This is a genomic window from Duganella caerulea (assembly GCF_040362985.1).
In the GTDB taxonomy this organism is placed as follows: Bacteria; Pseudomonadota; Gammaproteobacteria; order Burkholderiales; family Burkholderiaceae_D; genus Rugamonas; species Rugamonas vulcania.
On the sequence record NZ_BPWJ01000005.1, the window covers coordinates 584,299 to 596,328 of the forward strand.

Sequence of the window (12,030 nt, forward strand, 5' to 3'; positions counted from 1 at the left end):
ACATCAATGAACCTGCGCGACTTTCGCATAGGCTGGCGGCTGCTGCTGCAGCAGCCGGCCTACTCCGCCGTGGTGATCGGCGGCCTCGCCATCGGCTTTGCCGCCTGCTTCCTGCTGTTCGGCTTTGTCGAATTCTGCCTCAACTTCAACGGCGCAATACCCGACAATGACCGCGTGGTCGTGGTCAAGCAGCGCATCAACGTCTTCCCGCGCCCGGAATGGCAGACCCGCGCCTTCCTGCCCTTGCGCGACGTCGCCATCGCCAGCGGCCTGGTGTCCGAGGCCAGCGTCGCCAGCGAACTGGACTCGCCACTACGCGCCGGCAACGAGCTCCGTGCGCTGGACCTGCAAGTGGTCGATCCCGCTTTTCGCACCATGTTCGGCATCGCCGCCTTGCAGGGCGACTTGAACGCGGCGCTGACACAGCCGGACGGCTTGGCGTTGACGCGAACCGGCGCGCAAAAGCTGTTCGGCGCCAACCCGGCGATCGGGCAGACCGTCACGATCGACGGCACGGTGCTGCAGGTACGGGCGCTGATGCCTGATCCTCCGGCCAACAGCAGCCAGCAATACGAGGCGTTGGTCGGCACCGCCAGCAGCGCATGGCCGGAGCGCGAGACAGCGATCAGCAAATGGGGCCGCGGCACGGTCTACATGAAGCTCAAGCCCGGGGCGTCGATGCAGGCGTTGACGGCGCTGCTGCAGGAGGCCAGCGAGAAGTCGCCGATCAACCAGCGGGTGAAAAGCGGCCCATTGGGCAAAGGACTGAACGGCCGCAATGTGGCCGATATCAGCCTGCTGCCGCTGCGCGACGCCTACTTCGACGAGGGCTTGGCCAACAGCCGCGCGGGCGAGCAGTATGGCCGGCGCGGCAGCGTATTCGGCATGGCGGCCGGGGGCTTCCTGATCCTGCTGCTGGCGGCGATCAACTACGTCAACCTGGCGACCGTGCGCACCTTGCGCCGCCAGCGCGAGATCGGCATCCGCAAGCTGCTGGGCGCCAGCGCGGCACGGCTGGTGCGCCAGTTCCTCAGCGAGGCGGCGCTGACCTCCTTGCTGGCCGCCGCCGCTGGCCTGGTGCTGGCGTGGCTGCTGCTGCCAACGTTCTCCGATCTGATGAACCGTCCACTGGCCGGCATGTTCACGCCCTTGCGCTGCCTGGTCGCGTTGGCGTTCGGGCTGTTCATCGGCCTGTGCGCCGGCGCTTATCCCGCCTGGCTGGCGCAGCATGCGCTGCCGGGGCCTGCGCTCGCGGGACGCGGCAGCAGCGAAACCGCCGCCGGCTTGTGGGTGCGGCGCGTGCTGACGGTGCTTCAGTTTTCCAGTGCGATGGCGCTGTCCGCGACGGCGCTGGCGGTCGGCTGGCAGACGTATTTTGCCAGCCACGCCAAACCCGGCTTCGATCCGGCCCACCTGCTGGTGCTGAACCTGCCGTTCTATGGGGAGGACAGGCAAGCCGCCGTCTCCTTCATGGAGCAGGTTGCCCGGCTGCCGCGCGTTGAAGGCGTGGCCTCCATTTCGGAAGCGGTGGGCCGGGACGGCATGAAGCTGACCAACACGGTGACGACGCGGGATGGCCGCGAGATCCCGCTGGAGGGCAAAAACGTCAGCGCCAACTGGTTTGAGCTGGTCCGCCTGAAGGCCTTGCAAGGACGCGTGTACAACGCGGCGCAGGATGTCGAGTACAGCAAGGTCCCGCGCGTGGTGGTCAACACCGCCGCCGCGCTGGCGCTGGGTTATGCGTCGCCGCAGGACGCGGTCGGCCAGGTGGTGCCCGGCGGGATGGAAATCGTCGGCGTGGCGCCGGACGTGCGCTTCCAGGGACTGCACCAGCCGTCGAAGGCGGTCGTGTATTTCGTCCGTCCCGGCGGCGTGGTGATGGTACGCACCAGCGACAGCCTCGAGACCGCGTACGGCGCGATCGAACCGGTATGGCGCCGCCACTTCCCCAACGCCATCATGGAAATGAAAACGCAACAGGCGGTGCTTGAAGAACGCTACGGCACTGAAAAGCGCCTGATACGGATACTGGCCTTCACCAGCCTGATAGCGATCGCGCTGGCGGCGTTCGGCATCTACGTGCTGTCCGCCTACAGCGTGCAGCGCAGCCGGCGCGAGATCGTGATGCGCAAACTGCACGGCGCCGGCCGCGTCGACATCGCGCTGATGATGGGCCGCGAGTTCTCGGCGCTGGTGGGCGCCGGTGCTTTGATCGGCCTGCCGCTGGCGGCGGTGGCGATCCAGCGCTACCTGGCCGAGTACACGGAGCACGCGCCCATCGGCGTATGGACGCTGGCCGCCGCGCTGGCAATGGCGCTGCTGGTGGCGCTGCTGGCGACCACCCGACACACCGCGACCGCCCTGCGCATGTCCCCCGCGCTGGCACTGCGCGACTAACCGGAGAACAAGATGAAACCAAGCGACTTCCGCATCGGCTGGCGCCTGCTGCTGCGCCATCCACTCCAATCGGCGGTGGAGATACTCGGGCTGGCGACAGGCTTCGCCGTCTGCTTCCTGCTGCTGGGCTTTGTGGCCTACTCCTTCAGCTACGACAACGACGTGCCGCAGCGCGAGCGGGTGTTCGTCATCAAGCACCGGCTGAACTTCATCCCGCAGCCGCAGTGGATGGAGTACACGCCGTTCGCGCTGCGCGAGGTGGCGCTGCGCAGCGGCCTGCAGCTGGAGGTCAGCGCCTGGTGGCCTCGCCAGGCCACGCTGCAACTGCAGGGGCGCACGCAGGAACTGGACGTGACGGCGGTCGATCCGGCCTTCCAGTCCATCAGCGGCCTGTCCGCGCTGGAAGGCGACCTGCACGCCGCGCTGACCCGGCCCGACGGCCTGGCCGTGACCCGGCAAACCGCGCTGCGCTTGTTCGGCACCACGCAGGCGCTGGGCCGCACCATCGAAATCAATCGCCAGGCGCTGCAGGTGCGCGCCGTGCTGGCGGACCGGCCGTCCAACAGCACGCTGCAATTCAAGGCGCTGGTCGGCGTGGACAGCGCGCTGTGGCCGGAGAAGGAACGGCAGGAGGCAATGTCCAGCTGGATGAGCATCGGTGGCCGCATCTACGTCAAGACCGGTCCCGGTACCACGCCACAAGCCTTGCAGCGGGTGCTGCAGGACACGATCGACCGCGCGCCGTGGGATAACCTGGCGACGCCGGAAATGAAGGCGGCGCTGGCCCGGCGCAAGATGGTCGATATCGCCCTCGGTCCACTGGCCGACGCCTACTTCGACCGCAGCGTCGCCAACACCATGGGCACCGGCCCGCGCGGCGACATGCGCGTGGTGCTGGCGCTCGGCGCCACCGGCCTGCTGATACTGCTGCTCGCGGTGGTCAACTACGTCAATCTCGCCACGGTGCGCACCTTGCGCCGCCAGCGCGAGATCGCCATGCGCCGCGTACTGGGCGCCACCACGCATCAGCTGCTGACCCAGTTCATGGCCGAATCGATGCTGCTGTCCGTCGGCGCCGCCGCGCTGGGCGTGCTGGTGGCGTGGCTGCTGCAGCCGCTGGCCTCGGACCTGCTGGAGCGCCCCCTGGACGGCTTGTTCACGCCGATGGTGGTCGGCGCGTGCCTGCTGTTCGGTACCCTGGTCGGCGCGGCGGCCGGCGTCTATCCGGGCTGGCTGGCGCGCGGCGTCGACATGGGAGCCGCGCTGGCGCACCGCAGCGGCGAAACCGCCGGCGGCGCGTGGCTGCGCCGCGTGCTGACGACGGTGCAGTTTAGCGTCGCCATGTGCATGGGCAGCGTGGCGCTGGCGATCCTGTGGCAGACGCAGTTCGCCTCCGCGGCGCCACCGGGCTTCGATCCCGCGCCGCTGCTGGTGGTGGAGATGAAGGCCAACCTGCGCGACAGCCCCGCCGCCCGCTCGCTGCGCGAAGCCATCGCAAAGTTGCCCGGCGTGGCGGGCGTGGCCGACAGCCGTGACGTCCCGGGTCGCAACGACATGACCGGCACGCACGGCAGTGGCACGTTCCAGCGTGTGGACGGCAGCAGCACACCACTGTCGATCCATTTTGTCGGGCCGGATTTCTTCAACGTGTACGGCCTGAAGGCGCTGGCCGGACGCATGTTCGATCCGCGCATCGAAGGCGCCACCGACGACGGCGAGCAAAACGTCGTGATCAACCAGGCGGCGGTGCTTGCGCTGGGCTGGCCGTCCGCGCAGCAGGCACTGGGACAACGCATCGGCGGCACGCAGTTCCGCATCGTCGGCGTGGCGCCCGATCCACGCTGGGAGACGCTGCGCGATCCGGTGCGCCCTACCCTGTACCAGATCACCCGCGACAACCAGCTGCTGACGGTGCGCATGCGCGCCGCATCGGACCCGCGCAGCCGCGAGTCGCTGGAGCGGGACATCGCCACCGCCTGGAGCCGCTATTTCCCGGACAGCGAACCGGTGATACGCGCGGCCGGCAGCTACTACGCGCAGGCCTACGCCGACGATGTGCGCCTGGCCAGGTTGCTGGCCTGCGCCACGGCGGTGGTGTTCGCGCTGGCCGCCTTCGGCATCTACGTGCTGGCGGCGCACAGCGTGCAGCGGCGCGCACGCGAGATCGTGCTGCGCAAGCTGCACGGCGCCGGTCGCGACGCCATCGCGGTGCTGGTCAGCCGCGAATTCCTGCTGCTGACGGCCGCCGCGGCGGCGGTGGGCCTGCCGCTGGCGTGGCTGGCCATCGAGCGCTATCTGTCCGACTACTCCGAGCGTTCGGCGCTGGGCGGCTGGGCGCCGGCGGCGGCGCTGGCGTTCGCGCTGCTGGTCGTGGCGATGGCCACCATCCGCCACACCGTGGCCGCGATGCGCATCGCGCCGGCGCAGGCGCTGCGCGACTAGCCGCAACGCGGGCGAAAAAAAAGCAGCCGGATGGCTGCTTTTTTTCTGCGCGCGAATTGGCTTATTTAACGCCAACCAGCACGATATCGAAAATCAGCGTCGAGTTGGCGGGAATGTTAGTCTGCGCAACCGCGCCATAGCCCAGACCAGGTGGGACGGTCAATGTACGCTTGCCGCCAACCTTCATACCCGGTACGCCTTGGATCCAACCTGTAATGACCTTACCATCGGCCAGTACAAAATCTTGCGCTGCGGCGCCAATGGTGGTTTGCACCAGAGGGCCGCGCAAATCGGCGCGGGTGCCATCGTACAGATACAGGGCGTAGTTCACGGTCACCGTCTGGCCGGCGGCCACAGTGGCGCCGGTACCTACCAGCGTGTCGACCGACTGCAGCGTGGTCGGCGGAGGCACGGTCACCGGCACGTTACCCTTGACGACATTGACCAGCTCAAAATCGTAGACCATCGGCGAGTTGGCTGGAATCGCCACGTAGCCGTATGGATTTGGGTTAGGCACGTCGCGCGTGGCGGCGCCGTACACCAGACTGGCCGGCAGGATCGCGGTGCGCTTGCCACCAATTTTCATCGCGGCGAGAGGCGCCACGCCGAGGATGGACTGGTCCCAGCCGGTCACCACGCTGCCGACACCCACCGTGAACGGCGTGGCTGGCTTGCCGGTATCGACCGAGCTTTCCACCTTGAGGCCTTTGAAATCGGCCTTGGTCGAGTCGTACAGGTAGCCGGTGAAGTTGATCACCACCAGATCGCCCGCCGCCGCCTGGGTGCCGGTGCCAACCACGGTATCGGTCAATTTGAACGCAGGCTGCGGCACCACCACGGCCGTCGGGGTTTTCGCGCCGCCGCCGCAGGCGGTCAAGGCCGCTACGCAGGCAACGGCAGCAATATATTGAAACATCGATTTCATGATTACCTTAGATGTGTGTTCGTATTGGTCCCACTTTCGGAGCAGAAGTTTAGCAGACCATGCCGCTTCCGCTCCGGGCGCTACATTCGGTTACATTATTTAGCGCCGTATGTGTGCTTAAATTTCCACTTGCGTGCCCAGTTCGATCACGCGGTTGGTGGGGATCTGGTAGTAGTCGGCGGCGCCGCGGGCGTTGCGCGACATGGTCACGAACAGGTGCTCGCGCCAGGTCGACATGCCGGCGCCGGGGGTCGAGATGACCGTCTGGCGGGCGATGAAGAACGAGGTCTCCATCATCTCGAACGGCAGGCCGAGGCAGTCGCACTGGGCCAGCGCTTTCGGGATGTCCGGTTCGTCCTTGAAGCCGTAGTGGACGTTCACCTGGTAGCACTGGTGGCCCAGGTCCGTCACCTTGACCTGTTCGGCCTCCGGCACGAACGGCTCCTCCACCACGTGCACCGTGAAGAACACCACGCGCTCATGCAGCACCTTGTTGTGCGACAGGTTGTGCAGCAGCGCGTGCGGCACGCCGTCGCTCTCGCCGCGCAGGAAGATGGCGGTGCCGTACACGCGCGTCGGCGGCGCCACGAACAGCGAGGACAGGAAGTCTTCCAGCGGGATCGCGTGCTTCTGCAGATTCTGGAACACCAGCTCGCGGCCGCGCTTCCAGGTCAGCATCACCGTGAACAGGATGATCGCCAACAGCAGCGGGAACCAGCCGCCGTGGAACAGCTTGAGCGAGCTGGCCGAGAACAGCAGCAGGTCGATCACGATGAAGAAACCGGTGGCGGCAAAGCACAGCCACAGCGGCAGGTGCCAGCGGTAGCGGATCACGAAGAAGGTCAGGAAGGTGGTCGCCAGCATGGTCGCCGTGACCGCGATGCCGTAGGCGCCGGCCAGCTTTTCCGACGAGCCGAATCCGACCACCGCCATCAGCACCACCGACAGCTGCAGCCAGTTGACGATGGGGATGTAGATCTGGCCGATCTCGGTGGCCGAGGTGTGCAGCACGCGCATGCGCGGCAGCAGGCCCAGGGCGATGGCCTGCTTGGTCATCGAGAAGGTGCCGGAGATGGTGGCCTGCGAGGCGATCACCGTCGCCACCGTGGACAGCGCCACCAGCGGGTAGACGCTCCAGGCGCCGAGCTGCTGGAAGAAGGGATTGGAGATCGCGTCGGGATGGTTCAGCAGCAGCGCGCCCTGGCCCAGGTAGTTCAGCGCCAGCGACGGGAACACGATCATGAACCATGCGACCCGGATCGGCCGCTTGCCGAAGTGGCCCATGTCGGCGTACAGCGCCTCGGCGCCGGTGAAGGCCAGCACCACGGCGCCCAGCGCGACGAAGGCGATCATGCGGTTTTCAAACATGAAGCGCAGCGCGTGCAGCGGGTTCAGCGCCCACAGGATCTGTGGCGCCTGCGCGATGTTGATCAGGCCCATGACCGACAGCGCGGCGAACCACACCACCATCACCGGGCCGAACAGGCGGCCGATGCCGGCCGTGCCGTGGCGTTGCACCGCGTACAGCGAGACCAGCACGATGATGGTCAGCGGCACGACGTATTGCTCCAGGCCGGGCGCGGCCACTTCCAGACCCTCGATCGCGCTGAGCACCGAGATGGCCGGCGTGATCACGCTGTCGCCGTAGAACATGGTGGCGCCGAACACGCCCAGCAGCATCAGCGGATAGTGCCAGCGCGGCGCGGTCTTGGTCACGGAATTGAGCGCCAGCGCCATCAGCGCCATGATGCCGCCCTCGCCGCGGTTGTCCGCGCGCAGCACCAGGCTGACGTATTTGAGCGAGACGATCATCGTCAAGCCCCAGAAGATGAGCGAAATAATACCCAGCAGGTTGTTGCCGTTCAGGACCAGGCCGTGCTCGGGATCGAAAATGGTTTTGAGGGTGTAGAGGGGACTGGTACCGATGTCGCCGTAGACGATGCCTACCGCTGCCAGCGTCAGGGCGACGAGGCTGCTTTTCTTATGTTGCTCGGTCAAGATTGCACCTGTTGTTGTTTTGGTGCATTGCACAATAGGATAAGTATTTGCAAAAGGCAAGGAGATTTTCGCATGGAAGGACGTTCCAAAAATTCAATATCGCCAGTGTACGCTGCTGCGGGCCGAAGCGCGAGGCCGCACAGCGACGGTGCGCCAGATCGGCGATAATGGCAGACCTTGCCTCCCTCCCGCCGTCCTCTCCATGAACATTGGTATTGTTTACGCCACATTCGCGTTCTTTTGCTGGGGCTTGTTCCCGCTGTACTTCCACGCCATCGGCGAGGTGCCGGCGATGGAGATCCTGGCGCACCGCATGCTGTGGTCGCTATTGTTCCTGGGCCTGGTGCTGACCGCGCGCCAACAATGGAAGTGGCTGCCGCAGGTGTGGCGCAAGCCGCGCGTGCTGGCCAGCTTCGTGGCCTCGGCGGTGCTGCTGACGGCCAACTGGTTCGTCTACATCTGGTCGGTCAACAACGGCCATGTCATCGATGCCAGCCTGGGTTATTTCATCAATCCGCTGATCAATGTGCTGCTGGGCTTGCTGGTGCTGAAGGAAAAATTGCGCCGCGGCCAGTGGATCGCCATCGGCGTGGCGGCCAGCGGCGTGCTGTGGCTGACCTGGTCGGCCGGCCAGCTGCCGTGGATCGCGCTGATCCTGGGCCTGACCTTCGGCGGCTACGGTCTGCTGCGCAAGACCGCCGCGCTGGCCGCACTGGAGGGCCTGTCGCTGGAGACCATGCTACTGTTCCCGCTGGCGCTGGCCTATGTGCTGTGGCTGACCGCGCACGGCCAGAACACCTTCCTCAACACGCCGTACGACAGCACCCGCTGGCTGCTGGCGGCGGCCGGGCCGATCACCGCGATTCCGCTGGTGATGTTCGCGGCCGGCGCGCGCAAGATTCCGATGTCGGTGCTGGGGCTGCTGCAATACCTGTCGCCCAGCATGCAGGCGCTGTTGGGCGTATGGGTGTTCCACGAGACCTTCCCGCAGGCGCGGCTGATCGGCTTCGTCATCATCTGGGCCGCGCTGGCGCTGTACGTGGGCGAGGGCCTGTGGGCCTCCCGGCGCGCTAAATAGTGGGCGGGCGGCGGGATTTATCGTATCCTGTCGTCCTTCCTTGCATTTCCATGCAATTAAAAAATTCTGACTGAGATTCTCAATGGCAAATTACGTCTATACCATGAACCGCGTGGGCAAAATCGTCCCGCCCAAGCGCCAGATTCTGAAAGATATTTCGCTGTCCTTCTTCCCCGGCGCAAAGATCGGCGTGCTGGGCCTGAACGGCTCCGGTAAGTCGACCTTGCTGAAAATTATGGCAGGCATCGACACCGACATCCAGGGCGAAGCCGTGCCGATGCCGGGCCTGAACATCGGCTACCTGCCGCAGGAACCGCAGCTGGATCCCGAAAAAACCGTGCGCCAGGAAGTCGAATCGGGCCTGGGCGAAGTGTTCGAAGCGCAAGCCAAGCTGGAGGCCGTGTACGCCGCCTACGCCGAGGAAGACGCCGACTTCGACGCGCTGGCCACCGAGCAGGCGCGTCTGGAAGCGATCATCTCGACCTCCGACGGCGGCAACCTGAACCTGCAACTGGAAATGGCGGCCGACGCGCTGCGCCTGCCGCCCTGGGACGCCAAGATCGGCGTGCTGTCCGGCGGTGAGAAGCGCCGCGTGGCGCTGTGCAAGCTGCTGCTGTCCAAGCCGGACATGCTGCTGCTCGACGAACCGACCAACCACCTGGACGCCGAGTCCGTCGAATGGCTCGAACAGTTCCTGCTGCGCTTCCCGGGCACCGTGGTCGGCATTACCCACGATCGCTACTTCCTCGACAACGCCGCCGAGTGGATCCTGGAACTGGACCGCGGCCATGGCATTCCATGGAAGGGCAACTACTCGTCGTGGCTGGACCAGAAGGCCAACCGCCTGAAGCAGGAAGAAGCCACCGAGTCCGCGCGCCAGAAGGCGCTGGCGAAGGAACTGGAGTGGTCGCGCCAGAATCCGAAGGCACGCCAGGCCAAGTCCAAGGCCCGCCTGGCCCGCTTCAACGAGCTGAGCGAGTACGAATACCAGAAGCGCAACGAGACCCAGGAGATTTTCATCCCTGTGGCCGAGCGTCTGGGCAACGAAGTGATCGAGTTCAAGAACGTGTCGAAAGCGTTTGGCGACCGCCTGCTGATCGACAACGTGTCGTTCACCATTCCGCCGGGCGCCATCGTCGGCATCATCGGCCCGAACGGCGCCGGTAAGTCGACCCTGTTCAAGATGATCGCCGGCCTCGACAAGCCGGACAGCGGCGAAGTGGTGATCGGCCAGACCGCCCGCATCTCGCTGGTCGACCAGAGCCGCGACACGCTGAGCGACAGCAAGACCGTGTTCGAGGACGTGTCCGGCGGCGCCGACATGCTCAGCGTCGGCCGTTTCGACATGCCGTCGCGCGCCTACCTGGGCCGCTTCAACTTCAAGGGTTCGGACCAGCAGAAAGTGGTCGGCAACCTGTCCGGTGGTGAACGCGGTCGCCTGCACCTGGCCAAGACCCTGCTCAAGGGCGGCAACGTGCTGCTGCTGGATGAACCGTCGAACGACCTGGACGTGGAAACCCTGCGCGCGCTGGAAGATGCGCTGCTGGAGTTCGCCGGTTCCGTGCTGGTGATCTCGCACGATCGCTGGTTCCTGGACCGTATCGCCACCCACATCCTGGCGTTCGAAGGCAACTCGCAGGTCACCTTCTTCGACGGTAACTATCAGGAATACGAAGCCGACAAGAAGAAACGCCTGGGCGAGGAAGGCGCGAAGCCAAAACGCATCCGCTACAAGCCACTGACCGTGTAAACGACGAAGGCCACCTCGATGAGGTGGCCTTTTTTATTACAGCTAGCTGAACTTAGAAGTTGTAGCGCACGCCGGCGGTGATGGCGCCATTTTTGCGGCCCAGATCGATGTTGTTCTTGCCGTAGTTTTCATACTCCAGCGAGACCTTCACGTTCTTGTTGATCGCGTACTCGGCGCCGACCGAGGCGTACAGCGCGGTCTTGTTGCTGTCGCCCGTGACGGAGGCGATGCCGGTGGTGGTCACGTCGTTGTGATTGCGTGCCACGCCCAGCTTGCCGAACACGGCCACCTGGTCGTTCACGGTGTACGTGCCCTTGCCGGCCAGGTACAGCGAGTCTGCCTTGGTCTGCACGTGGCCTGGTGCGCCGCCTATCGTGTAGTCGTAACCTTTCTTGCCGAAGTCGGTGTAGCCGCCTTCAATCGCCCAGGTCTTGTCGAAGTTGTAGCCAGCGAAGATTTTGCCGGTGGCCTTGTCGCCGCTGCGGTCGGAGGTGCTGGTGGCGTTGGGTACGTCGAATTTGTAGTGGCTGCCCACGACACCAGCGCCGATGTAGGCGGTGCCCGCGTCATCGGCGGCGTAAGCGGAGGTGCCGGCCAGGGCGGCAGCGGAAGCAACTAAAGCGAACAGAATTTTTTTCATAGTATTGATCTTTCAGCAGTGAGTGTTGGACTTGCTTGGGATCGCAGTTCTCTGAATTGCGATGGAACCAAGATAGCACTCACGCCAACCCCTGTCCGCACCGATTTAGTAAGAAGTGTGACAGGATGTAAGCCAAATTATGGATGGCTTAAATCAGCTTTTGCCAAACTTAAGATCAGCTTAAGGTTCGCGCAGAATGTTGCGGAAAGTGAGGTTGATGCGCGGTCCGCGCGGTTGGCGTTCGCTGTTGATGCCGTGCAGCCAGTGATGCTGCAGGCTGCCCGCCATCAACAGCAGGCAGCCGTCGCCCAGCGCCAGCTTGACGGTCTTCGGCAGGGTCCGGTGCTTGAGGATGAAGGTGCGCGGGTCGCCGAAGCTGACCGAGGCGATGGCCGGATTCGGGCCCAGCGCGGGCTCGTTGTCGGCATGAAAGCCCATGCGGTCGCGCTCGTCGCGGTAGTAGTTCAGCAGCAGGCTGTTGAACTGGCGGCCGGTGGCTTGTTCGACTGCCTGTTTTATGTGCAGCTGCAGGGGCGTGAACGGCAGTGGATGGAACATTTTGCCGGAATAACGGTAGCGCGCGTCGCCATGCCAGGCGCTCAGGCGCGGCTGCATGTGCAGCTTGCCCCAGACCTGGATCTGTTCCGCGCGCCAGTCGGTCTCGTCGAGCAGGCGCCGCATGGCCTCGGCCGGCGCCAGGTCCAGCGCCAGCCGCTGCTGGAACCACAGTTCGCCATCCTCGATCGGGATGGGCGTCAAGGCAGTGTCATCGGCAAATAAGTCCATGCGCGGTATGATAC

Annotated in this window: 8 protein-coding genes; 4 read left to right on the plus strand and 4 right to left on the minus strand. The window is 65.1% G+C overall.

The window, feature by feature from the left end; genetic code table 11:
* Positions 1-6: 6 nt before the first annotated feature.
* Entirely contained in the window at positions 7-2,397 is a 2,391-nt protein-coding gene (locus ACUJB0_RS18400) for an ABC transporter permease (protein WP_444846454.1), read from the plus strand.
* 12 nt (positions 2,398-2,409) lie between these two features.
* Positions 2,410-4,839 (plus strand): ABC transporter permease, encoded by a 2,430-nt coding sequence (locus ACUJB0_RS18405; RefSeq protein ID WP_444846455.1) that lies wholly within the window; start codon positions 2,410-2,412, stop codon positions 4,837-4,839.
* A gap of 61 nt (positions 4,840-4,900) precedes the next feature.
* Here the strand turns inward: ACUJB0_RS18405 and ACUJB0_RS18410 are convergent, their stop codons facing one another.
* On the minus strand, positions 4,901-5,764 hold the full coding sequence (locus tag ACUJB0_RS18410; RefSeq protein WP_444846456.1) for an FKBP-type peptidyl-prolyl cis-trans isomerase: 864 nt from the start codon (positions 5,762-5,764) through the stop codon (positions 4,901-4,903).
* A gap of 117 nt (positions 5,765-5,881) precedes the next feature.
* The gene (locus ACUJB0_RS18415) at positions 5,882-7,762 is read right to left on the minus strand and encodes a potassium transporter Kup (protein ID WP_444846457.1); all 1,881 of its coding nucleotides are present in this window, start codon (positions 7,760-7,762) and stop codon (positions 5,882-5,884) included.
* 202 nt (positions 7,763-7,964) lie between these two features.
* Here ACUJB0_RS18415 and rarD point away from each other — a divergent pair, with 202 nt between their 5' ends.
* Positions 7,965-8,840: an EamA family transporter RarD gene (gene rarD, locus ACUJB0_RS18420; protein WP_444846458.1), complete on the plus strand. Its 876-nt coding sequence runs from the start codon at positions 7,965-7,967 to the stop codon at positions 8,838-8,840.
* 82 nt (positions 8,841-8,922) lie between these two features.
* On the plus strand, positions 8,923-10,590 hold the full coding sequence (ettA, locus tag ACUJB0_RS18425) for an energy-dependent translational throttle protein EttA (protein WP_117012441.1): 1,668 nt from the start codon (positions 8,923-8,925) through the stop codon (positions 10,588-10,590).
* Between the two features lie 52 nt (positions 10,591-10,642).
* Here the strand turns inward: ettA and ACUJB0_RS18430 are convergent, their stop codons facing one another.
* Positions 10,643-11,230 carry an outer membrane beta-barrel protein gene (locus tag ACUJB0_RS18430; protein WP_444846459.1) on the minus strand — a complete coding sequence of 196 codons (588 nt, stop codon included), beginning with the start codon at positions 11,228-11,230 and terminating at the stop codon, positions 10,643-10,645.
* Between the two features lie 180 nt (positions 11,231-11,410).
* Positions 11,411-11,989 (minus strand): alpha-ketoglutarate-dependent dioxygenase AlkB family protein, encoded by a 579-nt coding sequence (locus ACUJB0_RS18435; RefSeq protein ID WP_444846460.1) that lies wholly within the window; start codon positions 11,987-11,989, stop codon positions 11,411-11,413.
* Between the last annotated feature and the right edge of the window lie 41 nt (positions 11,990-12,030).